Genomic DNA, 22,330 nt, shown 5'->3' with positions numbered 1-22,330 from the left:
ATCCTAGGATGTTGCCATGAGCGCATCGGGTGGAACCAAGGCAATCGTCGCAGCCTTCGCGGCCAACCTCGGGATCGCCATCACGAAGTTCATCGCGTGGGCGTTCTCCGGCTCGTCCTCCATGCTCGCGGAGGGCGTGCACTCGGTCGCCGACTCCGGGAACCAGCTGCTCCTGCTCCTCGGCGGACGCCAGGCGAAGAAGAAGGCGGACAAGGAGCACCCGTTCGGTTACGGCCGCGAGCGCTACGTCTACGCCTTCGTCGTCTCGATCATCCTGTTCTCGGTCGGTGGCGTGTTCTCGCTCTACGAGGGCTTCGAGAAGCTGACGCACCCGCATCCCCTGGAGAACTGGTGGCTGCCGCTGCTCGTGCTCGTCATCGCGATCTGCCTCGAATCGTTCTCGCTGCGCACCGCCGTGCACGAGTCCCGCCCGCACAAGAAGGGCATGTCGTGGCCGCAGTTCATCCGCCGCGCCAAGGCGCCGGAGCTGCCCGTCGTGCTCCTCGAGGACGTCGCCGCCCTCACCGGACTCGTGTTCGCCCTGCTCGGCGTCGGACTCACGATCATCACCGGCAACGGGGTGTGGGATGCGATCGGCACCCTCCTGATCGGCGCGCTGCTGATCGTGGTCGCGATCGTCCTCGGCATGGAGACCAAGAGCCTCCTGGTCGGCGAGGGTGCGAGCGACGAGGATGTCGCTGCCATCGAGAAGGCGATCCTCGACGGCGACGAGGCGGAGCGCATCATCCACATGAAGACGCTGTACCTCGGGCCGGACGAGCTCCTGGTGGGCGTGAAGCTCGCGATCTACGGCGAGCGCAGACTGTCAGACGTCGCCGCGGCGATCGACTCTGTCGAGAGGCGCATCCGTGCTGCCGTGCCGGCCGCCCGCGTCATCTACATCGAGCCGGACGTCTGGATCGACCCCAACGAGAAGCACCCAGCTACCGACACCATCGTCATCAAAGGACTCGAGTGACCAGACGTGCCGTCGTGCTCCAGCACGACCCCACCATCCACCTCGGCAACATCGGACCCGTCCTGGTCGAGCACGGCTACGAGGTGCACGTGATCGACGCGACGACGGAGGACGTGTCAGCAGTGGATGCGCAGTCCGCCGACCTCCTCGTGGTCCTCGGCGGCGAGATGGGCGCGTACCAGACCGACGAGTTCCCGCACCTGGCGCACGAGCAGCGGCTGATCCGCGAGCGGCTCGACGCCGAGCGGCCGACGCTCGGCGTCTGTCTCGGCGCGCAGCTCATGGCGGGCGCGCTCGGCGAGCGCGTCTACAAGGGCGACACGATGCAGATCGGCTTCCGCAGGGTCGAGCCGACCCCGGCCGGAGCCGAGTCGCCGATCCGGCACTTCGACGGTGTGCCCGTCGTGGAGTGGCACGGCGACACGTTCGAGCTGCCGGAGCGGGCGACGCTGCTGGCGTCGTCGAGTGACTACTCGAACGAGGCTTTCGCGATCGGCGACTTCGCCCTCGCCGTGCAGTTCCACCCGGAGGTCACCGACGAGATGCACGAACGCTGGGTCTCCGACGGGTACAACGAACTCGACGAGCACGCCATCGACCCCGACGCGATGCGCCGAGACCGCGAGCAGTACTCAGGGGCGATGCAGGCCGCGTCCAGGGCAGCGTTCTCGGAGTGGGTGGCGCAGCTTCCGTAGCGGGCGCAGCGGCGCTCAGCGCTTCGCGCGGAAGAAGTCCAGCAGCAGGTCGGCGCAGTCCTCGGCCAGCACCCCGGCGAACACCTCGACGCGGTGGTTGAGTCTGCGGTCCCGCAGCACGTCGTACACCGATCCGGCTGCACCTGCCTTCTCGTCCCACGCCCCGAACACCACACGCGGCACCCTGGCAGCGAGCACAGCGCCTGCGCACATCACGCACGGTTCCAGGGTGACGACGAGCGTGCATCCCTCGAGATGCCAGTCGTCCCTGGATGCGGCCGCCTCGCGCAGCGCGAGCACCTCCGCGTGCGCCGTCGGGTCGTGGTGCAGCTCGCGCTCGTTCCGGCCGGTGCCGATGACCGTTCCGTGCTCGTCGACGACCAGCGCTGCCACCGGAACGTCCCCCGTGTCGAAGGCGAGCCTGGCGTCGAAGATGGCGCGCCGCATCCACTGCTCGTAGTCGTCGGGGACGGCCAGACTCACGGGGGCTCCTCGCGGGGTAATCGTCGGTTAGCCTTGAGCCTATGCGAGTGCACGTTGCCGACCACCCCCTCATCACCCACAAGCTGACGGTGTTGCGCAACAAGCACACCCCGTCTCCGGTGTTCCGCGCACTGACAGAGGAGCTCGTCACGCTGCTCGCCTACGAGGCCACGCGCGCCGTGAAGGTGGAGCCGGTCGAGATCGAGACGCCCGTCACCACGACCGTCGGCGTGACGCTCAGCGAGCCGCGCCCGCTCGTCGTTCCCATCCTGCGCGCCGGGCTCGGGATGCTCGAGGGCATGGTCCGCCTGATGCCGACCGCCGAGGTCGGCTTCCTCGGGATGGCCCGCAACGAGGTCACCTTCGAGCCGACCACCTATGCGGAGCGGTTGCCGGACGACCTGTCCGACCGCCAGTGCTTCGTGCTCGACCCGATGCTCGCGACGGGCGGATCGCTCGGCGCCGCCATCGAGTTCCTGTTCAAGCGCGGCGCCGTCGACGTCACCGCCATCTGCATCCTGGCCGCGCCGGAGGGCATCGCCGCCCTGGAGAAGGCGACCGAGGGCCGCGACGTCACCATCGTGCTCGGCGCCCTCGACGAGCGCCTCAACGAGAACGGCTACATCGTCCCCGGCCTCGGCGACGCAGGCGACCGCCTCTACGGCACGGTCTGATCCACCCGCTCCGACTCACCCGCTCACTGCGAGCGGCAGCGCAATATTGCGTAATGATTTGACACGGGCCGTCATCGGACGCTTTACTTCAATGCATGACTGACAACTCGCGTACCCTGACCTCCTTCGAGGCCCCTGGGGATGCCGGCATGATGATGCCCGGCCGCGACTCGGTCATGTGTTGCCGAATGTGTCGCTAATCTGACGACCCTTCGCCGAGCCAGCCAGCCGCCGACCCACTGAGTCGGGACCGCGCTGACACGCTCCCCGGATGCGCCACACGCACGCATCCGCTCACCGCCCGCTCCAGGGCCGACACAACTCGCGAATCCTCGCACCCCGCCACCTACCTGTACACGTCGAACGCATCGACGCCACCGGGGACGCCGTATCCGGCAGGGGATTCACCGCATCATCGCAAAGGACTCATCCCATGTCTCTGGCAACCATCGACACCGCTTACGCCCCCAGCCGTCACCTCGCCGCAGCCCCCGCTCCCGCCACCGCCGTCCAGGCACAGACCGCAGCACCGGCAGCGCCCGCCGCCCAGATCCGCGCCGTGCCCAACGGAACAGAGGCCCGAGGATTCGTCCTCTACGTCGGCATCGACGAGGCCAAGGCCGCCGCCGCTGGCACCGACCTCGGCCGCATCGTCGACGCGCTGAAGCGCCTCACCGCCGAGATCGCCCCGTCCGCTGAGACGTACGCCGCCGTCGCCCTCGCCCCGGAGGGAGCGGGCGGACGCGATGTGGATGTGGTCCGCCTCGCCCTGCAGGACCCTGCCGCCATCGCCAAGCACCGCCACCAGGCGACGCCGGATGAGGACGAGGACCGCGCATCCGGTGGCGTCGTCGTCGACATCTCGCGCAAGCGCCTCATCCTCGACAACCAGACCGCTGCTCTCACATACAAGGAGTTCGAGCTGCTGCAGTACCTCGTGCTCCGCGAGGGCCGCACCATCGAGCGCGCCGAACTGATCTCGTCGCTGTGGGGCTCCGCCGACGATGAGGTGCCGAACGAGCGCACCATCGACGTGCACGTCCGCCGCCTCCGCTCAAAGCTCGGTCGCTACGAGGACATCGTGCGCACCGTCCGCGGCGTCGGCTACCGCTTCGACCGTCACGCCGACGTCTCGATCCGCCACGCCTCCGCTCCCTCCCCCGACCTGTTCTAGGCCCCGACGCCATCGAGTCCGAAGTTGTTCACGGTGCCACTCGGCGTGGCGCCTGAATAACTTCGGACTCGATTGTTCGGGTCAGGCCGAGCGCTGGTAGGCGCGGAAGGCCGAGGTCGCGAGGGCGGCCATCACGACGGTGAGAGCGGCGAGCAGCCCGACATGCGCCCAGAGCGACGACCAGTCGGGATGCGCGCTGAGCGCCTGGCGGCCGACGATCACGGCCCACTCGAACGGGTTGTACGCCGCGACGTTCTGCACCCACTCCGGCGACAGCTTGGTGTTCATGATCGCCGAGCTGAGGAACATCAGCGGCAGCGTGATCAGCTGCGAGATGCCGATCAGCGCCGTCTGCTCCCGCGCCAGCAGCGCGACGGCGTTGGACAGCGAGCAGAACACCGCGGTCAGCAGCACTACGGCGAGCAGCAGCAGCACGATCCCGGAGAAGCCGCCCTCGAACCGGGCACCGGCCCAGAACGCGATCCCGAGAACGACGAGCGACTGCACCACGGCGAGGATCGACTGGTAGACGAGCGTCGAAACGATCATCGCCGGCCGGCTGGTCGGCGAGGTGAGGAACCGGTCCATCACTCCACGCTGCATGTCCTGGATGTACACCGTGCCGGACCAGGCACTGCCGAACAGCGCCATCATCATCACGATGCCCGGCGTCAGGAACTCCAGGTAGCTCTGCCCGTTGCCGAACCCGGGGATCTGTACGACCGCCTTGAAGAGCTGCCCGAACAGCAGCAGCCAGATGATCGGCTGCACCAGGTTCATCACCAGGAAGACGGGCATCCGCCACGCCGCTCGCAGCAGCCGTGCGGTCAGCACAGCGGTGTGGGTGAAGAACGACGGCCCTGACGCCGTGCGCTCCGAGTGGATACTGGTGGGTGCGATGGCGGTCATGATGCGTTCTCCAATGCTGCGTCCTGCGCGGTCTCCTGTGCTTTCGTGAGGGTGCGGCCGGTGTGCCGCAGGTAGACGTCGTCGAGGCTCGGCCTCGCGACGGTCGCCGACGCGACGGCGACGCCTGCCGCGTCGAGAGCGGCCAGCGCGTGCGGCAGCGTCGCGGCGCCGCTGTCTGCGCGGGCACGCAGGGTGCGGCCGTCCCCTCCGACCTCGCTGAGCGCATCCACCCGGCGGAGCGCTTCGAGCGCTGCGAACGGGTCGCCGTCGCTGGTGAGCTCGACGATGACCGCGTCTCCGCGGAGGTCGTTCTTGAGCTCCTCAGGGGTGCCGGCGGTCACCACCGTTCCCCTGTCGACGATGGCGAGGCGCTTGGCGAGCCTGTCCGCCTCCTCCAGGTAGTGCGTGGTGAGCAGCACGGTCATGTTCTCGAACGCGGTCATCCGCTCGATCTCCGACCACAGCTCTGCGCGGGCCTCGGGGTCGAGACCGGTGGTCGGCTCGTCGAGGAACAGCACGGCCGGCCGGTGCATGAGGCCGATCGCCACGTCCAGCTTGCGCGACATGCCGCCCGAGTACGTCTTGACCTGCCGCGTCGCGTGCTCGGTCAGCGCGAACCTGTCGAGCAGTTCCGTTGCCCTGGCACGCGCATCCCGTGCGGACAAGCCCTGCAGCCTGCCGGCGAGGACGAGGTTCTCCGCGCCCGTGTCCATCGGGTCGGCGACCGACTTCTGCGCGACGAAACCGATGGACCTGCGCACCCGGCCCGGGTGCTTGGCCACGTCGATCCCCGCCACGAACGCCCGGCCGGAATCGGCGCGAGTCAGAGTCGAGAGGATCTTGATGGTGGTTGACTTGCCTGCACCGTTCGGGCCGAGCAGCCCGAAGACGGTTCCGGTCTCCGCCGTGAAGCTGAGGCCGTCGACAGCGTGCACGGGCGGCTTGCCCCTGCCGCCCCCGTAGGACTTCCTGAGGTCGTCGGCGATGAGCGCCGACGGGTTTTCGGTTGCCACGATGGCTTCCTTTCTGAGTGAAGCCGTTCGTGAGAGACCCGCGCGATACCATTGGAGATGGACCCTCGGTGACTGTTGACGCAGGTTCCTCACGGAACGACTGGGGTTTGGATGGCCGGAGAGTTGCCGCTCTCCGGCCATCGGTTTTGTGTAATGCGGTACTACGTGCCCAGCAGGTCGGCCACCTCCTGCCCGAAGTCGCCTGCCGCCACCCTCTGCTGGATGTCGGCCATGCTGAGTCCTTGATGGAGGAGCGCGTGCAGCCCCTCCCACATCTCCAGGCCGCTGAGCGACCGATCTCGGATGCGCGCGGCGAGGCCCGCGAGGTACGCGCGTTCCGCATCCAGCACAGCCTGGCGGTAGTGGAACTCGACCATGAACAGCTCGGGGAGGTCGTCCCCGATCTCGTCGAGCTGACGACGACGGGATGCGATCTCGTCGTCGAGACGCTCGACCCGCTTGTCGAGCAGTTCCATGGCCGTCTGCGGCGGGAGCATCGGCAGCAGTGAGAGCCCTGTCTCGATCGCCGGGTATTCCTTCACCGGGGTGTCGATGAGCTCGCGCAGCCACTCGTCGGCCTCGCGGCGGCCGGACTCGGTGATCTCGTAGACGATGCGCTCCGGGCGGTTCCCCTCGCGCTCTGTCTGCGCCGCGACGATGAAGCCGTGCTTCTCCAGCGACTTGATGACCGCGTAGAGGGAGCCGAAATTCAGCCGGATGCTGTCTTCTTTGCCGCGCTCGCGCATCGAGGTGGTCATCTCGTACGGGTACATCGGCCGTTCCCACAGACAGGACAGCACCGCCAGTGCCAGCGGGTTCGAGATCGCTCGTCTACTCATACTCACCTCCGAATACTTTGTTTAGAGTATTCGCTCTGGAGTGATCTGTCCAGACGCTTTCCGACACACGAAAGCGGACCTCCCCGCGAGGTCGTCGCTGGGAGGTCCGCTGAGGAGCGCGTGGGGCTCAGGCCTTCTTGTTGCGCCTGATGAAGCCGACGATCGCCGTGATCACGAAGAAGACGAGCCCGAGGATCGCGAGCCAGAGCAGGCCCTTGATGGCGAATCCAAGAACGGCCAAGATGGCCCAGACGACGAGCAGAACGATGATGAGGGCGAGCATTGTTATTCGGCTTCCTTCTTTGTTGGTGGTTTGTGGGGCTAGCAGGCGGCGGACGCGCGGAACGTCCAGCCCGCACGTGGGGCCTGGTCCGGGGTCGACCACGTCCGGTAGACCGCGACCTGCGCCTCCGCGAGGGTGCCGAAGACGCCCAGGTCGCGACCGGTGCTGCTCGTGGCGACGAAGCCGTCGCGGCTGTGGTCGACCATCCCGAGGTATGCGGAGGGGGTCTCTGCCACCCAGAGGCCGGCGGTGGGGACGCGCCAGGTCACGCACTCGGTGCCTGTCGCCGAGATGGCGGGCTCGTCGCCGGCTCCGGCGTGCGTCGCCAGGAACGGACCGTCTGTAGCAATCGTCATGATGTGCCCTTCCGAGCTGTCGTGGATAACTAGATCTTCTAGCTAGTTTTCGTCCGAGACAAATTCGGGGAGGGGGGTTGATTCTCGGCCGAAGATACGCTAATCGCTTTCCAGATGGATATTTCCGGATGTGCGTAGCTAGACGATCTAGTAATACGCTAACCTCGATCACGTCGCCGGATCGGGCGCACGAAAGGACGGGGAGAGTCATGGGTGTGCTGGTGTACGACGGGCAGGGGTTCGAGTTCGACGACCGCGCTCTCGCGCATATTCAGGCGGTCATCACGGTGAAGCTCAGGCGGAGGGAGCCCTTCCTGCTGAGCTGGTCGACCACGCGGTCGGCTCCGGCCCGGCATTCCGTCTGGATCGACAACGCCATCCCGCTCCGTTACGAGTTCGATCGGGATGTAGGCGACCGCCTCGACGATGCGTGGCTCGGCCAGCTGATGGAGATGGCGAGCAGGTCCGCCGGAGTCTTGCTGCCGCAGGAGCTCGCAGACATCTCCCCTCTACCGCAACACAGGCGCCGCCAGACGTCAGCCAGAGCAGCAGGATCGCCTGTCGCTCGGAGCACTACCGCGGTCGCCGTCTGATGTCCATCGCTAGATTGTCTAGCTTGTAGTTGGTCTATCATCTAGGGCATGACGACGAACAAATCGGGTTCGACGCCTCACTACTGGTACGGACAGGAGGCGGAACGGCAGCGCGCCGTGACCGTCCTCGAAGCGATGCGGGCATACGGGGCGGCCGACGCGGCCATGCAGCGGCGCTCGGAGCACGCGATGCGGATGAGCGAGAACGACATTTCCGCGCTGCGCTATCTGCTTCGCGCGAACGAGCGCGGCGTGAGCGTCGGACCGAAGGAGCTCGCGGACTACCTCGGCGTTCAGAGCTCTTCCATCACGATCCTCCTCGACCGGCTCGAGAAGGCGGGACACGTCAGACGCGAGCCGAGCCCGTTCGACAGGCGCGCCCTGATCATCGTCCCCACCGTGCCGACCGATGAACTGCACAAGGCGATCCTCGGCGACATCAGGGAAGAGCTCATCGACGTGGCAGGATCGCTTTCGGAGAAGGACGCGGAGACGATCGTCGAGTTCATCGACCGCCTGCGCGACGCGGTCGATCACATCGACACGGCCGCTTCGTCGCACACCCGCGCAAAGCGTTGACCCGTGGCGATGTCACCACACGGACGCCGCCGACACGCCGGGTAAACTGGCCGTCGTATGCCCGAACAACCCTGGTATGAAACGGCGCCGGCCAGCTCCGTCCGCGTCCTCCGCTCGCTGCGCACGTATCGCGCCGCCGAGCAGGCCATGCGACGCCGCACGCGCGAGTCCATGAAGATGGGTGAGGCCGACCTCCGCGCCCTGCGCTTCCTGCTGAAGTCTGAGGCGGAGGGGAAGCCGGTGACGCCGAACGACCTGGCCGTCCTGCTCGGCATGAAATCCTCGTCGATCACGATCATGCTGGACAGGCTCACCGCCTCCGGCCACATCCGCCGCGCCCCGCACCCGAGCGACAGGCGGAGCATCGTCATCACGGCTACTCCCGGAGCGGACGAAGACGTCCGCGAGACGCTCGGCGACATGCACCGCAGACTGCTGTCCGTGGCAGCCGCTCTCGACGAGGACCAGGCCGAGGTCGTCACGGCGTTCCTCGCCAGCCTCACCGCATCCCTGGACCGGATGGGCGAGGCCGAGGGGCCGCTGCGGGGCACATAGAAAACTCGCAGCAAAAATAACGAACAGATAACTAGATCCCGTTACCTCTTCGTTATATAGTTCAAGAGCGTTAGTTGTTTGCTGTGGCAGCCAACGCGGAATGTGATTGCAGGACACTCTTGGTGCAAGGGAGAGGGCCGGCCGCTAGCCTCTGCGGCCGGCCCTCAATCTCTTAACGCGATGGCGCGCATCCCGTGCTGGCACGGATGGAACTGTCACCGGTTGGTGGAAGGATGCGAATGCATCGAGCATTCGTCACCGAGGAGGCAGCAGCATCATGCGTACGGACGAGCGAGCAGGCACCGACGAACGCGACCGCGCGACCAGACGGGCATCCGCCCGCGTCAATGCCGTCAGCGCGTGGGAGTCGCTGTTCCGCGCCCAGGTCGCCGTGATGCGCACCCTCGCCGCCGAGTTCCCGACCAGGGACATCTCGTTCAACGAGTACGACGTGCTGTTCAACCTGTCCAGGCAGCCAGACCGTTCGCTCCGGCTCCGTGACCTGAACAAGCACGTGCTGCTCACGCAGCCGAGCGTCAGTCGCCTGGTCGACCGGCTGGTCGCCCGCGGGCTTGTCGCGAAATGCCCGGAGCCGTCGGATGCGCGTGGCACGGTCATCCGCATGACAGACTCCGGCTTCGAGATGTTCAGGAGGGTGGCCGTCGAGCACATGCGGACGATCACCGAACGCGTCGGAGGACGCCTCGACGCAGACGAACTCGAGCGGCTGGCCGAGCTCTGCGACAAGCTTCGCTCGGAGTGACGACCGCCCGACGACGCTCTCCACATCCCGAGACTGTCCGCAACCTGACGAGTGTCCCGGCGAAACCGCCAACGACGCCGCGTATCATGACGCCATGAAATCTTCGGGCCGCAGCAGATGGGGATGGGCGCCCGCGCTCTTGGGATTCGTCGCACTCAGCGCCGTGGCCGGCGTGCTCGGCGCGGCAGCCGTCACGCCGGCGGTGGCCCTCACGGGATCGGCCGCCGACTCCACCATCGGCGTCTTCGACGGGCTGCCCGAATACATCAAGGTCGAGCCGCTCGCCCAGGCGTCGACCATGTACGCGAAGTCCGGAGGCAAAGACGTCCCGATCGCGACCTTCTACTCGCAGAACCGCGTCGAGGTCGGCTGGGACGATATCTCGCAGAACCTCAAAGACGCCGCGATCGCCACCGAGGACCCGCGGTTCTACGAGCACGGCGGCGTCGACGTCACCGGCACGATCCGAGGCGCCATGCTCACGGCGCTGCACAAGGACGTGCAGGGCGGCTCGTCGATCACCCAGCAGTACGTCAAGAACATCCTGGTGCAGCGCTGCGAGAACAAGCAGCCGGACGTGACGGCCACGGCGGCCGTGCAGAAGAAGCAGCTCACCGCGTACGAGTCCTGCTACAACGACGCCACAGAGGTCGACCCCGTTCGCAAGCTCAAGGAGATGCGATACGCGATCGGCCTCGAGAAGGAATACACCAAGAACCAGATCCTGCAGAGCTACCTGAACATCGCTCTGTTCGGCGGACGGACCTACGGGGTCCAGTCCGCGTCCGAATACTACTTCGGCGTCTCTGCGAAAGCTCTCAACCTGCAGCAGGCCGCAACGCTCATCGCGATTCTCAACAACCCGGACAACCTCCGCATCGACCAGCCGAACAACAAGGAGAACGGCGCGGCCGACGGATACAAAGACACCCTGGAGCGCCGCAACTACGTCCTCGACAGGATGCTCGCCAACGGCAAGATCACCAAGGCGGAGCACGACGCGGCCAAGGCGTCGAAGGTCGAGCCGAAGATCTCCCCTGTGCAGAACGGCTGCATGACAGCTCAGCAGTTCAATGCGGCGTTCTTCTGCGACTACGTCGAGCGCCAGATCGAGAACAACGCGATCTTCGGCAAGACGAGCGACGACCGCAGCAGCTTCCTCAACCGCGGCGGGCTCAAGATCTACACCACCCTCAACCTCGACCTGCAGGGCGCCGCGCAGGCGTCGATCGCCGCGTACATCCCGCCGGCCAGCCCGTACCTCGACCTCGGATCGTCGAACGTCTCCGTCGAGGTCGGAACAGGACGCGTCGTCACGATGGTGCAGAACAGACCGTACGACAACACGGCCAATCCTGCCCCCGCGACCACGGCCGTCAACTACAACACCGATTACGTCGACGGCGGCTCGGAGGGCTTCCAGACGGGATCGGCGTACAAGGCGTTCGACCTGCTCGAATGGCTGCAGGAGGGGCACTCCCTCTACGAGTCCGTCAACGGAACGCAGCATCTGTTCCCGCAGTCCGCCTTCCACTCCAGCGATCCGTGCAACGACATCGGGGGCGCACCGTGGCCGGTCTCGAACGACGAGGGCGAGTCCGTCGGCAGCACGACGGTGATGAACGCGACCGCCCAGTCGATCAACACGATCTTCGCGCAGATGGCCACCAAGCTCGACCTCTGCGGCATCAAGCAGCGTGCGCAGGACCTCCTCGTGCACGGGGCGGATGAAGAGGCCAACCGGTTCATGGCCAACCCGTCGTCGGTCCTCGGCACCAACTACATCGCGCCGCTCACCATGGCGACCGCGTACGCGGGCATCGCCAACAACGGCGTCGCCTGCAGCCCGATCGCGATCGACAAGATCCTGAACGCGGACGGCACGGAGCACGCCGTGCCCAAGACGCAGTGCTCGACCACTCCGATCGACCCGGGTGTCGCGGCCGCGGCGATCTTCGCGCTGCAGGGCGTGCTGCGAGGCGGAACGGCCACGTCGGCCAACCCGAACGACGGCATCCCGATCTTCGGCAAGACAGGCACGACGGACGACTCGCTGGAGAACTGGCTCGTCACCTCCACCACGAAGGTCGCACAGGCCACCTGGGTCGGCAACGTGGAGGGGGCGGTCGCGCTCCGCAGCCAATCGTTCAACGGCATCGGAGGCGGAAACGTCAAGTTCGCGATCGCGAAGCCGATCCTGCTCGCGCTCAATGCGGCGTACGGCGGCACCGCGTTCCCGTCGCCGGACGCGAAGTTCACGAAGGCTCCCGTCGCGCCCAAGCCGCCGACGCCCACGGCTCCCACCGCTCCTGTCAACCCGGCGCCCCCGGCTACCGGCGGCGCCGGCAATGGCGGCCAGGGGAACGGCGGACCAGGGAACGGCGGCAAGGGGAACGGGTGAGCCGCTCCTCTCGGGCGGGCGCGGCTGACGCATCCCGTCCTCGGATCGTCCCGGAGTGAGCCAGAGGAGGCGCTCCGGAACTGATATTGGAATTCCGGTCTTTATACCCTGATTCGCCTTCCGCGACCCCCAGCGCCTCACCTATGGTTATCGCGTGGGACGTACACCAGACCCCAATCGAAAGCCAGAGCTTTTGGGCCGCATCATGGAGCATGTGGCGACCGAGCCGCTTTCCCGGATGACCTTCCGCAGCCTGGCGAGCGCGCTGGGTGTGAGCACGTACTCGTTCATCTACCATTTCGGTTCCCGGCAGCAGATGGTCGACGCCATCCTGGAGGAGGCGGTCCGCCGGCAGTCGGAGCCGGCGCTCGGCGTCGACATCGCCGCGTTCGATCGCGAGCAGTTCGCCGACTGGTACCGGGCGGCCTTCCGCCGCTCCCTCAGCGAGAGCAACCGCACCAGCCTCCGCCTCGAGTTCGAGGCAGGAGCCCTCGAGCCGATCGACCCCGACCTCGGAACCCGCATCACGAGTTCGTTCCGGGACTGGCTCGCCGTCGTGCAGCGCTGGCTCACCGCGAACGGGGTCGAGAAGAAGCGCGCTGCGGTGCTCGCCCGCTGGCTCGCCGACACCGCGGCCGGGCTCCGCTTCGGCTACCTGATGACCGGTGACAGGGAGAAGACCGTGTCCGCGTTCGATCTGTTCCTCGGGGCGTACCTCCGCGAGGCGGTCGGTCCGTAGGCACGCGGCGCGCCAGCGCGCGGCCCGGCCCGACAGCGCGGTTCAGGCCTCGCGCTCCGCGACCGCCTTCACGCCGGCGAGCATCGTCGTCCAGTTCTCCCTGGCGTGCGTCGCCGCCTCCGCCGTCGGATTGTTGTCCTGATCGAGGGTGACATGCGTGCCCCGCGGCGTCTCATCCAGTTCGAACCGGAGGGTGTGATAGTTCTCCGGCACATCGTCCGCGCCGCTGAGCGGACTGAAATGGGTGAGCACGATCCTGCTGGGCTCCTGCAACTCGATCACCCGCCCGTGGTCCGCGAAGCTCTTCCCCTGCCATTCGCCGCGCCAGACGATGCGGCTGCCGATGCGCCAGTCCGACTCCACATCGGCACCGAACATGATCTCCGGATGCGCGCCGTTGGACGTGAGCACCCGCCACACCGCCGACCGCGGCGCCCGCACATCCACTTCGGCTCGCGCGACATAGCTGCCCATGACCGTCTCCTCGGCTCCACTCGGCCCGAGCGCCGACGCACCAGGGCCGTTGCGCAACATCAGACACCCGCGAGAGCCTTCTGGCAAGCCGCGCAGGGACGTGGCCGTGCCTGACCGTCCGGCTCAGGCGCCCTCGCGGGAGAGCACGAGCGCCTGCCACGGCGCGAGGGTCCCCGTGACGCCGCCCGGCGCATCCGGAAGGTTGCTCAGCACGGTCGTCGCGGCCGCCCAGCGCTGCGCATCCGGAAGCTCGAACTCCGCCTGTTCCCCCGTGAGGTTGACGAGCACGAGCAGCTGCCGCTCCCCCAGCGTCCTGGTGTACGCGAAGACCTGTGGATGCTCGGCCAGCACCAGCTCGAGCGTCCCGTCGGAGACCCGCTCGTCGTCATGCCGCAGGTCGATCAGGCTGCGGTAGTACGCGAACACCGAATCGGGGTCACGTCGCTCCGCCGCAGCGTTGATCCGGCGGAAGTTCGGGTTGACCGGGATCCACGGAGTGCCGGTGGTGAAGCCGGCGTTCGGCGCATCCGACCATTGCACCGGGGTGCGGGCGTTGTCCCTGCTGGTGGTGCGCAGCGCGGCGAGCACCTCGTCTGCTGGAGCGCCGAGCACGTCGACGGCCTCGGCGTAGTGGTTGAGCGTCTCGATGTCGCGGAAGTCGCCGATGCCGCTGAACGGCACGTTCGTCATCCCGAGCTCTTCGCCCTGGTAGACGTACGGGGTGCCGCGCTGCAGGTGCAGCACGGTCGCGAGCGCCTTCGCCGACGGGATGCGCGCCGCCCCGTCGTCGCCGAAGCGGCTGACGACGCGCGGCTGGTCGTGGTTGTTCCAGTAGAGACTGTTCCAGCCGCTCTCGGCGAGGCCGTCCTGCCACTTGGCGAACGACCGCTTCAGATCGAGCACGCTCGCCGGCCGGTGATCCCACTTGCCGCCCGGCCCGTGGTCGAGGTCGACGTGCTCGAACTGGAACACCATGTCGAGCTCGCCGCGCGCCGGATCGGTGAAGAGCTGGGCCTGGTCGATCGTCACACCTGGCATCTCCCCCACGGTGAGATACCGGTCGTCGCGCCCGGCGAACACACGCTCGTGCATCTCGTGCAAGAACTCGTGGATGCGCGGCCCCTGCCCGTAGAACGGGTATCCGTCGCCGTACAGCGCGCCGGGAGGGACGACGCCGTCCGGCAGGTCCTGCACCTTGGAGATCAGGTTGATGACGTCCATCCTGAACCCGTCGACCCCGCGGTCGAGCCACCAGTTCATCATGTCGTAGACCGCGTCCCTGACCTCTGGGTTCTCCCAGTTGAGGTCGGGTTGCTTGCGGGAGAACAAGTGCAGGTAGTACTCGCCGCTCGCCGGATCGAGCTGCCAGGCAGGACCGGAGAAGAACGAGCCCCAGTTGTTCGGCTCCGCTCCCCGCTCCCCCGGCGCCTTGCCGTCGCGCGGCGGCCGCCACCAGTACCAATCGCGCTTGGGGCTGTCCGGCCCCTCTGCGGACTCGACGAACCAGGCGTGCTCGTCCGAGGTGTGGTTGACGACGAGATCCATCACGAGCTTCATCCCGCGGGCGTGCATCTCCTGCAGAAGCTCGTCGAAGTCGGCGAAGGTGCCGAACGCCGGGTCGATCGCGCGATAGTCGCTGATGTCGTACCCGTTGTCGTCGTGCGGCGACGCGTAGATCGGGGACAGCCAGACCACATCCACGCCGAGCGCATCCAGGTGGTCGAGGTGGTCGATGATGCCCCGCAGGTCGCCGATTCCGTCGCCGTTGCTGTCAGCGAAACTCCGGGGATACACCTGGTAGACAACAGCGGACTGCCACCATTTCTCGCTCATCTGCTCACCCTAGCCGGTGGAATCGACCAGGTGAATCGGCGCGCGTTGCCGCGACTGCGCTGCACCGTTGAGTGAGAAAATGCACCCATGCACCCCACGGCCCGCGCAGGGCTCTCCGCCCTGATCACCGTCGCGGCCGCGGCAGGCGCCTGCGCGACGATGTGGTGGATCTCCGTTGCGGCGGGAGGGGGATACGGGACCGCGGTGCTCGCCACCGTGGTCGCCTTGACACTGTCGCGGCGCACGTTCGCGTCCAGGGCGGAGTTCGCCAGGTCGTCGGCGCTGCTTCCGGCGATCGGCCTGGTGGCCGCCGGGGTCGGTTGGCTGCTGGTCGCGGTTCCGCCGGTGGGCGCCGCGGCGTTCGTGGCCGGGATGAGCGTTCCGATCTGGATGCGGCGCTTCGGCGACAGAGTCGCCCGGCTGGGTGCGCTGCTCACGCTGCCGTTCACGGCCATCCTCGTGGCACCGGGCGCCGTGGTGCAGACGGGGCGGTGGTGGCTGGATCTGCTGCTGCTCGTCGGCGCGTCCGTCGTCGCGATCGTGTGGGTGGCCATGGCGAGGGAGGTGGGCGTGCTGGCGGGAGTGGTGACCGCGCCGGATGCGCTGGTCGCTCCGGCCGCGCCTGCGGCACAGGATGCGCCGGCTCCGCCTGCCACGCAGGCTCCGCCCGCCCGGCAGGCCGCTCCCGCCCGCATGCCCCGTCGCCGCCTCCCCGCCAGCACACGGATGGCGCTGCAGATGGCCGTCGCGCTCGCTGCCGCCTTCGTCGCGGGATGGCTGCTGTTCCCCGATCACGCGATGTGGACCGTGCTGACGGCGTTCATCGTCTGCTCCGGGAATCGAGGACGAGGCGACGTCCTCTACAAGAGCGCGTTGCGGGTGGCAGGGGCGCTCGCGGGGACGGCGGCGGCCGTGGCTCTCTCGTTCGTCGTGGAGCCGACCGGGTTGTTCGCCGTGGTCGTCATCTTCGTGGCCCTGTTCGCCGGAACCTGGCTGCGCACGTACAGCTACGCGTTCTGGGCCCTCGCCGTCACCCTCGCGGTCGCGCTGCTGCAGGGGCTGCTGGGCGTCACGCCGACGGGAGCGTCGCTGGGCGCGGTGCTCGGCGAGCGCATTCTTGCGATCGTGACGGGCGCCGTGCTCGGCATCGCGGCGAGCTGGTTCGTGCTTCCTGTGCGGTCGGAGGACGTGGCACGCAAGCGGTTCTCGGAGATGCTCGTCGCCCTCGGAGCGGTGCTCTCGCCCGGTGACCCTGCGCTGCCGGTGGCGATGCGGGTGGCCGCGTTCCGCGCATCCATCGGCCGGGTGGAACAGCTCGCGCCTGCCCATCGCGCCCACCGGATGGTCGCCAGGAAGCGGCCAGCGAGGGTCATCGACTGCATCGAGGCGGCGCGGGAGCTTCCCGCTGCACTGGATGCGCGGCTCGCGTCCAGGAGCACGGGCCCCGCGGACCCCGAGGCGGCCACCAGGCTGCGGGTGGCGATCGGGCAGGCCAGACGGAGCCTCGCGGCGCCGACCGACTTCGCCGTCGTGCACGCCGCGCTGCTCACCCTCTCCGCCGAACTCCGCGGATAGCGCCGTCACGACCCACGCGAGGACGCCGCCGACGGGCGCGCCCCAGACGCCGGACGGTAGCCTGAAGCCATGCTCACGCCGCCGATCACGCCGAAGAAGCCGACAGAACGCATCCACCACGGAGACGTGCACATCGACGACTACGAGTGGTTGCGCGAGAAGGACGACCCGGCGGTCGTCGCGCACCTGCACGAGGAGAACGCGTACACGAACGCGCGCACAGAACACCTGTCGCTGCTGCAGGAGCAGATCTTCGAAGAGATCAAGGGGCGCACCCGCGAGACCGACCTGAGCGTCCCGACCCGCGAAGGCGACTGGTGGTACTACACCAGGACGGTCGAGGGAAAGCAGTACGGCATCCACTGCCGGGCGCCGATCGCCGCGGCGGACGACTGGGAGCCGCCGGCGCTCGACGAGGACGCGCAGCGCAACGGGCTGCCAGGCGAGCAGATCCTGCTCGACGACAATGAGCACGCCGAAGGGCACGAGTTCTACTCGCTCGGCAGCTTCGACGTGAGCGCCGACGGCACGCGCCTGCTCTGGGCGGTCGACACAGAAGGCGACGAACGGTACACGATCCGGGTGCGCTCGCTCGTGGACGACGGCGTCGAGTTCCCCGACGAGATCGAGGACACAGCCTCCGGCGCCCTGTTCGACCAGAGCGGCGAGTACATCTTCTACACGACGGTCGACGACGCCTGGCGTCCTGACACCGTGTGGCGGCACAGGGTCGGCGACGCGCCAGGCACGGGCGACGTGCAGGTGTTCCACGAGCCGGACGAGCGCTACTGGATCGGCGTCGGGCTGACCCGGAGCCGCGACTTCCTCGTCATCGAGGCCGGCTCCAACATCACCAGCGAGGCGTGGCTTCTTCGGTCCAGCGACCCCACCGGTGAGTTCGCGGTGGTCTGGCCGCGGAAGGAGGGCGTCGAGTACGACGTGGAACACGCGGTGGTCGGCGGGCGCGACCGGCTGCTCATCGTCCACAACGACGACGCCGTCAACTTCGAGCTCTTGAGCGTCTCCGCCGACGACCCGCAGGGTGCACGCCGCGTCCTGCTCCCCCACAACCCGCAGGTGCGGCTCGAAGGGGTGGATGCGTTCCGCGACTTCGTGGCGGTGGAGTACCGGCGCGACGGGCTCACCAGGGTCGCCGTCGCGTGCGTCCCTGAGAAGGGCGGCGCTCGCGAGGACGGCGCGGGCGAGGGCGGCGCAGGCAAGGACGGCGCGGCCGACGACACCGCCGGCGACGACACCCTGCACGAACTGCACTTCGACGAAGAGCTCTTCACCGTCGGAGCGGGCGGCAACCCGGAGTGGACCCAGCCGACGCTGCGGCTCGGCTACGGCAGCTTCGTCACGCCGTCCACTGTCTACGACTACGACGTCCGCACCCGCGAACTCCGCCTGCGCAAGCAGCAGGCCGTCCTCGGCGAGTTCGACCCCGCGCTGTTCGAGCAGAAGCGCGAGTGGGCGACGGCGAAGGACGGGACGCGCATCCCGATCTCGCTGGTGTACCGGCGCGACCTGGTGACGCCCGGCGAGCCTGCGCCGCTGGTGCTGTACGGCTACGGGTCGTACGAGGCGAGCATGGACCCGTCGTTCGGCATCCCGCGCCTCAGCCTCCTCGACCGCGGCATCGTGTTCGCCATCGCGCACGTGCGCGGCGGCGGCGAGCTCGGGCGGCTCTGGTACGAGCACGGCAAGAAGCTGCACAAGAAGAACACCTTCACCGACTTCGTGGACAGCGCGCGCCACCTCATCGACACCGGATGGACGTCGCCCGACCGGCTCGCGGCGCAGGGCGGGAGCGCAGGCGGCCTGCTGATGGGCGCTGTCGCGAACCTGGCGCCGAAGTACTTCTCCGGCATCCTCGCGGAGGTGCCGTTCGTGGACCCGCTCACGAGCATCCTGGACCCGTCGCTGCCGCTGACGGTGATCGAGTGGGACGAGTGGGGCGACCCGCTGCACGACGAGGAGGTGTACGCGTACATGAAGTCGTACTCGCCGATCGAGAACGTGCACGAGACGCACTACCCGCGCATCCTGGCGGTGACCAGCCTCAACGACACCCGCGTGCTGTACGTCGAGCCTGCGAAGTGGGTGGCGAAGCTGCGCGAGGTCGGCGCTGACGCGCTGCTCAAGATCGAGATGGCTGCAGGGCACGGCGGTGTCTCCGGCCGGTACTCGGCCTGGCGCGAGCGGGCCTTCGCGTACGCCTGGCTGGTCGACGCGGTCGGAGCCCACCCCTCCGGTGAGTAGCGACGCAATCGAGTCCGAGGTTGTTCACGCCGCTATCCGGCGTGTCGCGTGAACAACTTCGGACTCGATTATGTGGGGACGGGGCGGGGCGTCAGCCGAGGTCGTCAGGGTCGCGGCCGGTGCGCTCGCCCGACTCGAGGGCGGCGATGACGGCGAGGTCGTCGGCGTCGAGGGCGAACGAGAAGACGTCGAGGTTCTGCCGGATGCGGTCGGGGGTCACCGACTTCGGGATGACGACGTTGCCGAGCTGCACCTGCCAGCGGATCACCACCTGCGCCGGCGTCACCCCGTGCTTCCCTGCGATGAGCGCCAGCGGCTCGTTGCCGAGGATGCGGCCGCGGGCGAGCGGCGACCACGCCTCCGTCACGATGCCGTTGGCCTCGTCGTACGCGCGCACGTCGGCCTGCGGCAGCCACGGGTGCAGCTCCACCTGGTTGACGGCGGGAACCGTATCGGTCTCGTGCGCCAGCCGTTCGAGGTGGTGGATGTGGAAGTTGGCGACGCCGATCGACCTGGCCCGCCCCTCATCCCGGATCGTCTCGAGCGCACGCCAGGTGTCGACGTACTTGTCGTGCTTCGGCGCCGGCCAGTGGATGAGGAACAGGTCGACCGAGTCGAAGCCGAGCCGTTCGAGGCTCTGATCGAAGGAACGCAGTGTGCTGTCGTAGCCGTTCTGGTCCCACCACACCTTCGTGGTCACGAACACCTCGTCGCGGTCGAGTCCGCTGCGGCGCACGCCGTCGCCGACGCCGCGCTCGTTCTCGTAGAACGCCGCCGTGTCGATGTGCCGGTATCCGGCGTCGAGGGCCGTGAGCACCGCATCCGCAGTCTCGGCCTCCGGGATCTTGTACACGCCGAACCCGAGCTGCGGGATGCGGTTGCCGTCGTTGAGAAGAAGGTCCGGGATGCTCGCCATGGGTTCATTCTCCCGCGTCTCAGGGGTACGAGTGGTGTCGAACGAAGGAGAGAGACATGGCAATGGACGGAAAAAGGGTCGCGTTCCTGGTGGCGTCGGAAGGCATCGAGCAGGCGGAACTGGTCGAGCCATGGAAGGCCGTCGCCGACGGCGGAGGCACGCCGACGCTGATCTCGAAGGAGGCTGGCGAGGTGCAGGCGTTCAACCACCTCACCCCCGCCGACACGTTCCCGGTGGATGTGACGCTGGCCGACGCATCGGCCGACGACTACGACGCGCTGATGCTGCCCGGCGGGGTGGCGAACGGCGACACCGTGCGCACCCAGCCGGATGCGGTGGCCCTGGTCGCTGCGTTCGCGGCGGCGGGCAAGCCGGTCGGCGTGATCTGTCACGGCGGCTGGGTGCTGATCGAGGCGGGTGTGGTCGCCGACCGCACGCTGACGAGCTGGCCGAGCCTGCAGACCGACTACCGCAACGCCGGCGCCCGCTGGGTGGACGAAGAAGTGGTGGTGGACGACGGGCCGTTCACGCTCGTGTCGTCGCGGAAGCCGGACGACCTGCCCGCGTTCAACCGGGAGTTCCTGGGGGTGGTCGGCGGGTAGGGCGCGCCCGCTGCGTCCGCTGGCAGCGCTGGCCGACTGCGCTGGCTGGCAGCGTCTAGGTGGGGTTGCCCTCCGGGCCGATGGGTGCGGCGGGACGTGTCGGGATGTCTTTCGCGGTCGGCTGGACCGGCTTCCAGGCGACCAGCCAGGTGGCGGCGATCGGGCCGAGAAGGAGCCCGAGGACGAACCAGGTCCAGCCGGAGCGGCCCCTCGACTGGGCGAGGCCGCCCGTGATGATGGCGAGCCACAACCAGACGACTGGTATCAACGATTCCATCCGGCGATGCTAGCGGACTCGCCAGGTGAGTGTTCCCTGGCAATGGCTGGAACGCCCCTTGCAGCATCGCGGAGGGTGCGGGAACGTAGGCGACTCCTGGAACCAAACGGAAGGAGAGCACATGCTCACCCTGACAGAGAACGCCAGCACGATCGTCAAGACACTCACCGAGCAGGCACCACAGGAGGAGGCTGGACTGCGCATCAGCAGCAGCAACCCGCAGCACACCGCGTTCGCGGCCGCCGTGACCCCCGCACCTGAGCCGGCCGACCAGGTGGTGGAGACCGGAGGGGCGCGTCTCTTCCTCGAGGAGGAAGCAGCCGTCGCGCTCGATGACAAGATCCTCGACGCTCAGGTGGACGACCAGGGCGCCGTCAGCTTCGCGATCGGCGCGCTCGCGTAGCGACCGCGCCCACGCGCGCGCCGCCGACCCGGCGCGCACGGAACGGCTCCCGGTGCTTATGCACCGGGAGCCGTTTCTGTGCCACGAGTCCGGGGGTGGATGCGGTGGCTCCTGCTGCCTGGCCGGGCCAGCCGTCAGGGCGACGGCGGGGTGGGAGGCGCAGGTGGAGCGGGCGGCTGCGTCGGCGGAGCAGGCGGCTGCGTCGGCGGAGCGGGCTGTGGGGCCGCTGGCGGCGCGGCGGGCTGCGGGGCCGCTGGCGGCGCGGCGGGCTGCGGGGCCGCTGGCGGCGCGGCGGGCTCCGGGGCCGACGGCGGCACGCCGGGCTCCGGGGCCGACGGCGGCACGCCGGGCGCGGGCGGTTGCGGCGCCGACGGCGACGCGTACAGCGGCTGGCCTCCCGCCGGGCCTGCGTACGGCATCGGGGACTGGGGCCAGCCGTAGTCGCGCGGCGGAAGCCCTGGTCCGGGGACGACGGGGACGTAGCCGGGGACCTCGGCGTCCGGACGGTCGAAGCGGGCGCCGGCCGGGTTGGGCGGCAGCAGCGTCATCACGAGGATCGCGATGCCGCCGAGGCTCGGGATGAGGAGCAGCAGCAGGAGCCAGCCGCTCAGGTTCACGTCGTGGAGGCGGCGAGCCGCGAGAGCTAGACCGGGGATGATCACGGCGAGACCCCACGCCACGAACAGGATGATGCCGATCGCGATACCTGGCCCTGGGACGCCGCGGCCGTTCTCGTCGATGCTTGCTCCGACCGCCGCTCCGAGGAGCAGGATCACATAGAGCACGAAGCCGATGACCGCGTTCGCGAGCGCCCACCACCAGTACTCGCTGCGACTGGCTCGCCCGTCGAAACGGACGTATTTCTTCCAGAACCGCGTAAAAGCCACACCGAACGGTGCGCCGTAATACGGGGCCCAGAGCGGAACGGTCGGATTCATGATCAAACCCCCTCC

The 22,330-nt window shown here is 68.2% G+C and carries 25 protein-coding genes; 14 read left to right on the top strand and 11 right to left on the bottom strand.

The features are described 5' to 3' along the window. Positions 1 to 16: 16 nt before the first annotated feature. Both ASE16_RS01515 and ASE16_RS01510 read left to right on the top strand, forming a co-directional pair. Entirely contained in the window at positions 17 to 979 is a 963-nt protein-coding gene (locus tag ASE16_RS01515) for a cation diffusion facilitator family transporter (protein ID WP_055889768.1), read from the top strand. Next, positions 976 to 1,674, top strand: coding sequence for a glutamine amidotransferase (locus ASE16_RS01510; RefSeq protein ID WP_055889766.1), 699 nt, complete (start codon positions 976 to 978; stop codon positions 1,672 to 1,674). Before ASE16_RS01515 ends, ASE16_RS01510 begins: the two co-directional genes overlap by 4 nt. A gap of 15 nt (positions 1,675 to 1,689) precedes the next feature. Here ASE16_RS01510 and tadA read toward each other — a convergent pair whose 3' ends face one another. Next, positions 1,690 to 2,157, bottom strand: coding sequence for a tRNA adenosine(34) deaminase TadA (gene tadA, locus ASE16_RS01505; RefSeq protein WP_055889764.1), 468 nt, complete (start codon positions 2,155 to 2,157; stop codon positions 1,690 to 1,692). Between the two features lie 41 nt (positions 2,158 to 2,198). Between tadA and upp the strand changes: the two genes are divergently transcribed. After that, on the top strand, positions 2,199 to 2,831 hold the full coding sequence (gene upp / locus ASE16_RS01500) for a uracil phosphoribosyltransferase (RefSeq protein WP_055889760.1): 633 nt from the start codon (positions 2,199 to 2,201) through the stop codon (positions 2,829 to 2,831). 433 nt (positions 2,832 to 3,264) lie between these two features. Continuing rightward, positions 3,265 to 4,005: a winged helix-turn-helix domain-containing protein gene (locus ASE16_RS01495; RefSeq protein ID WP_055889757.1), complete on the top strand. Its 741-nt coding sequence runs from the start codon at positions 3,265 to 3,267 to the stop codon at positions 4,003 to 4,005. A gap of 81 nt (positions 4,006 to 4,086) precedes the next feature. On the opposite strand, the gene ASE16_RS01490 is transcribed toward ASE16_RS01495, so the two are convergent. From ASE16_RS01490 to ASE16_RS19915, 5 genes are all read right to left on the bottom strand, one after another. Beyond that, entirely contained in the window at positions 4,087 to 4,914 is an 828-nt protein-coding gene (locus tag ASE16_RS01490) for an ABC transporter permease (protein ID WP_055889753.1), read from the bottom strand. Continuing rightward, complete coding sequence (locus ASE16_RS01485; protein ID WP_055889749.1) at positions 4,911 to 5,927, bottom strand: ATP-binding cassette domain-containing protein; 1,017 nt, start codon at positions 5,925 to 5,927, stop codon at positions 4,911 to 4,913. Before ASE16_RS01485 ends, ASE16_RS01490 begins: the two co-directional genes overlap by 4 nt. A 161-nt stretch (positions 5,928 to 6,088) precedes the next feature. Further along, a complete protein-coding gene (locus ASE16_RS01480) occupies positions 6,089 to 6,766 on the bottom strand; it encodes a PadR family transcriptional regulator (RefSeq protein ID WP_055889745.1) in 678 nt (225 codons plus the stop codon). A 127-nt stretch (positions 6,767 to 6,893) separates the two neighbouring features. Beyond that, positions 6,894 to 7,049: a hypothetical protein gene (locus ASE16_RS19920; RefSeq protein ID WP_200949526.1), complete on the bottom strand. Its 156-nt coding sequence runs from the start codon at positions 7,047 to 7,049 to the stop codon at positions 6,894 to 6,896. 38 nt (positions 7,050 to 7,087) lie between these two features. Beyond that, on the bottom strand, positions 7,088 to 7,405 hold the full coding sequence (locus ASE16_RS19915; RefSeq protein ID WP_200949525.1) for a hypothetical protein: 318 nt from the start codon (positions 7,403 to 7,405) through the stop codon (positions 7,088 to 7,090). A gap of 209 nt (positions 7,406 to 7,614) precedes the next feature. Here ASE16_RS19915 and ASE16_RS01470 point away from each other — a divergent pair, with 209 nt between their 5' ends. The 6 genes from ASE16_RS01470 (at position 7,615) to ASE16_RS01445 (ending at position 13,035) form a co-directional block, all read left to right on the top strand. Further along, positions 7,615 to 7,998 (top strand): hypothetical protein, encoded by a 384-nt coding sequence (locus ASE16_RS01470; protein ID WP_055889742.1) that lies wholly within the window; start codon positions 7,615 to 7,617, stop codon positions 7,996 to 7,998. A 48-nt stretch (positions 7,999 to 8,046) separates the two neighbouring features. Then, positions 8,047 to 8,577: a MarR family winged helix-turn-helix transcriptional regulator gene (locus ASE16_RS01465; protein ID WP_055889737.1), complete on the top strand. Its 531-nt coding sequence runs from the start codon at positions 8,047 to 8,049 to the stop codon at positions 8,575 to 8,577. 57 nt (positions 8,578 to 8,634) lie between these two features. Further along, positions 8,635 to 9,132, top strand: a complete 498-nt coding sequence (locus ASE16_RS01460; RefSeq protein WP_055889733.1) for a MarR family winged helix-turn-helix transcriptional regulator — start codon at positions 8,635 to 8,637, stop codon at positions 9,130 to 9,132. Positions 9,133 to 9,409: 277 nt separating this feature from the next. After that, on the top strand, positions 9,410 to 9,895 hold the full coding sequence (locus ASE16_RS01455; protein ID WP_055889729.1) for a MarR family winged helix-turn-helix transcriptional regulator: 486 nt from the start codon (positions 9,410 to 9,412) through the stop codon (positions 9,893 to 9,895). Positions 9,896 to 9,989: 94 nt separating this feature from the next. Beyond that, entirely contained in the window at positions 9,990 to 12,296 is a 2,307-nt protein-coding gene (locus tag ASE16_RS01450; RefSeq protein ID WP_055889726.1) for a transglycosylase domain-containing protein, read from the top strand. A 205-nt stretch (positions 12,297 to 12,501) separates the two neighbouring features. Then, positions 12,502 to 13,035 carry a TetR/AcrR family transcriptional regulator gene (locus tag ASE16_RS01445; protein WP_235500363.1) on the top strand — a complete coding sequence of 178 codons (534 nt, stop codon included), beginning with the start codon at positions 12,502 to 12,504 and terminating at the stop codon, positions 13,033 to 13,035. Positions 13,036 to 13,077: 42 nt separating this feature from the next. Here ASE16_RS01445 and ASE16_RS01440 read toward each other — a convergent pair whose 3' ends face one another. Together ASE16_RS01440 and ASE16_RS01435 are read right to left on the bottom strand one after the other, a co-directional pair. Next, complete coding sequence (locus ASE16_RS01440; RefSeq protein ID WP_055889719.1) at positions 13,078 to 13,509, bottom strand: SRPBCC family protein; 432 nt, start codon at positions 13,507 to 13,509, stop codon at positions 13,078 to 13,080. A 123-nt stretch (positions 13,510 to 13,632) separates the two neighbouring features. Then, complete coding sequence (locus ASE16_RS01435) at positions 13,633 to 15,342, bottom strand: glycoside hydrolase family 13 protein (protein WP_055889716.1); 1,710 nt, start codon at positions 15,340 to 15,342, stop codon at positions 13,633 to 13,635. 87 nt (positions 15,343 to 15,429) lie between these two features. On the opposite strand from ASE16_RS01435, the gene ASE16_RS01430 reads away from it, so the two are divergent. After that, the gene (locus tag ASE16_RS01430) at positions 15,430 to 16,917 is read left to right on the top strand and encodes an FUSC family protein (RefSeq protein WP_055889714.1); all 1,488 of its coding nucleotides are present in this window, start codon (positions 15,430 to 15,432) and stop codon (positions 16,915 to 16,917) included. Positions 16,918 to 16,986: 69 nt separating this feature from the next. After that, positions 16,987 to 19,179 carry a S9 family peptidase gene (locus tag ASE16_RS01425; RefSeq protein ID WP_055889712.1) on the top strand — a complete coding sequence of 731 codons (2,193 nt, stop codon included), beginning with the start codon at positions 16,987 to 16,989 and terminating at the stop codon, positions 19,177 to 19,179. Positions 19,180 to 19,270: 91 nt separating this feature from the next. Here ASE16_RS01425 and ASE16_RS01420 read toward each other — a convergent pair whose 3' ends face one another. Beyond that, entirely contained in the window at positions 19,271 to 20,095 is an 825-nt protein-coding gene (locus tag ASE16_RS01420) for an aldo/keto reductase (RefSeq protein WP_055889709.1), read from the bottom strand. Positions 20,096 to 20,151: 56 nt separating this feature from the next. Between ASE16_RS01420 and ASE16_RS01415 the strand changes: the two genes are divergently transcribed. Beyond that, positions 20,152 to 20,697 (top strand): DJ-1/PfpI/YhbO family deglycase/protease, encoded by a 546-nt coding sequence (locus ASE16_RS01415; RefSeq protein ID WP_055889704.1) that lies wholly within the window; start codon positions 20,152 to 20,154, stop codon positions 20,695 to 20,697. A 55-nt stretch (positions 20,698 to 20,752) separates the two neighbouring features. Here the strand turns inward: ASE16_RS01415 and ASE16_RS01410 are convergent, their stop codons facing one another. Then, positions 20,753 to 20,974 carry a hypothetical protein gene (locus tag ASE16_RS01410; protein WP_055889701.1) on the bottom strand — a complete coding sequence of 74 codons (222 nt, stop codon included), beginning with the start codon at positions 20,972 to 20,974 and terminating at the stop codon, positions 20,753 to 20,755. A gap of 121 nt (positions 20,975 to 21,095) precedes the next feature. On the opposite strand from ASE16_RS01410, the gene ASE16_RS01405 reads away from it, so the two are divergent. Continuing rightward, the gene (locus ASE16_RS01405; RefSeq protein WP_055889697.1) at positions 21,096 to 21,377 is read left to right on the top strand and encodes a hypothetical protein; all 282 of its coding nucleotides are present in this window, start codon (positions 21,096 to 21,098) and stop codon (positions 21,375 to 21,377) included. 134 nt (positions 21,378 to 21,511) lie between these two features. On the opposite strand, the gene ASE16_RS20300 is transcribed toward ASE16_RS01405, so the two are convergent. Then, the gene (locus ASE16_RS20300) at positions 21,512 to 22,315 is read right to left on the bottom strand and encodes a DUF805 domain-containing protein (RefSeq protein ID WP_321164212.1); all 804 of its coding nucleotides are present in this window, start codon (positions 22,313 to 22,315) and stop codon (positions 21,512 to 21,514) included. Between the last annotated feature and the right edge of the window lie 15 nt (positions 22,316 to 22,330).

This window comes from Leifsonia sp. Root227 (genome assembly GCF_001428745.1).
Taxonomy (GTDB): domain Bacteria; phylum Actinomycetota; class Actinomycetes; order Actinomycetales; family Microbacteriaceae; genus Leifsonia.
This window is presented reverse-complemented; position numbering and strand designations above follow the sequence as displayed.

Excerpts from the sequence above, each read along its gene's own strand:
- ASE16_RS01515 (WP_055889768.1), top strand. The coding sequence starts at position 17 with ATGAGCGCATCGGGTGGAACCAAGGCAATCGTCGCAGCCTTCGCGGCC.
- upp (WP_055889760.1), top strand. The coding sequence starts at position 2,199 with ATGCGAGTGCACGTTGCCGACCACCCCCTCATCACCCACAAGCTGACG.
- ASE16_RS01495 (WP_055889757.1), top strand. The coding sequence starts at position 3,265 with ATGTCTCTGGCAACCATCGACACCGCTTACGCCCCCAGCCGTCACCTC.
- ASE16_RS01490 (WP_055889753.1), bottom strand. The coding sequence starts at position 4,914 with ATGACCGCCATCGCACCCACCAGTATCCACTCGGAGCGCACGGCGTCA.
- ASE16_RS01480 (WP_055889745.1), bottom strand. The coding sequence starts at position 6,766 with ATGAGTAGACGAGCGATCTCGAACCCGCTGGCACTGGCGGTGCTGTCC.
- ASE16_RS19920 (WP_200949526.1), bottom strand. The coding sequence starts at position 7,049 with ATGCTCGCCCTCATCATCGTTCTGCTCGTCGTCTGGGCCATCTTGGCC.
- ASE16_RS19915 (WP_200949525.1), bottom strand. The coding sequence starts at position 7,405 with ATGACGATTGCTACAGACGGTCCGTTCCTGGCGACGCACGCCGGAGCC.
- ASE16_RS01470 (WP_055889742.1), top strand. The coding sequence starts at position 7,615 with ATGGGTGTGCTGGTGTACGACGGGCAGGGGTTCGAGTTCGACGACCGC.
- ASE16_RS01465 (WP_055889737.1), top strand. The coding sequence starts at position 8,047 with ATGACGACGAACAAATCGGGTTCGACGCCTCACTACTGGTACGGACAG.
- ASE16_RS01460 (WP_055889733.1), top strand. The coding sequence starts at position 8,635 with ATGCCCGAACAACCCTGGTATGAAACGGCGCCGGCCAGCTCCGTCCGC.
- ASE16_RS01455 (WP_055889729.1), top strand. The coding sequence starts at position 9,410 with ATGCGTACGGACGAGCGAGCAGGCACCGACGAACGCGACCGCGCGACC.
- ASE16_RS01450 (WP_055889726.1), top strand. The coding sequence starts at position 9,990 with ATGAAATCTTCGGGCCGCAGCAGATGGGGATGGGCGCCCGCGCTCTTG.
- ASE16_RS01445 (WP_235500363.1), top strand. The coding sequence starts at position 12,502 with ATGGAGCATGTGGCGACCGAGCCGCTTTCCCGGATGACCTTCCGCAGC.
- ASE16_RS01440 (WP_055889719.1), bottom strand. The coding sequence starts at position 13,509 with ATGGGCAGCTATGTCGCGCGAGCCGAAGTGGATGTGCGGGCGCCGCGG.
- ASE16_RS01435 (WP_055889716.1), bottom strand. The coding sequence starts at position 15,342 with ATGAGCGAGAAATGGTGGCAGTCCGCTGTTGTCTACCAGGTGTATCCC.
- ASE16_RS01430 (WP_055889714.1), top strand. The coding sequence starts at position 15,430 with ATGCACCCCACGGCCCGCGCAGGGCTCTCCGCCCTGATCACCGTCGCG.
- ASE16_RS01425 (WP_055889712.1), top strand. The coding sequence starts at position 16,987 with ATGCTCACGCCGCCGATCACGCCGAAGAAGCCGACAGAACGCATCCAC.
- ASE16_RS01420 (WP_055889709.1), bottom strand. The coding sequence starts at position 20,095 with ATGGCGAGCATCCCGGACCTTCTTCTCAACGACGGCAACCGCATCCCG.
- ASE16_RS01415 (WP_055889704.1), top strand. The coding sequence starts at position 20,152 with ATGGCAATGGACGGAAAAAGGGTCGCGTTCCTGGTGGCGTCGGAAGGC.
- ASE16_RS01410 (WP_055889701.1), bottom strand. The coding sequence starts at position 20,974 with ATGGAATCGTTGATACCAGTCGTCTGGTTGTGGCTCGCCATCATCACG.
- ASE16_RS01405 (WP_055889697.1), top strand. The coding sequence starts at position 21,096 with ATGCTCACCCTGACAGAGAACGCCAGCACGATCGTCAAGACACTCACC.
- ASE16_RS20300 (WP_321164212.1), bottom strand. The coding sequence starts at position 22,315 with ATGAATCCGACCGTTCCGCTCTGGGCCCCGTATTACGGCGCACCGTTC.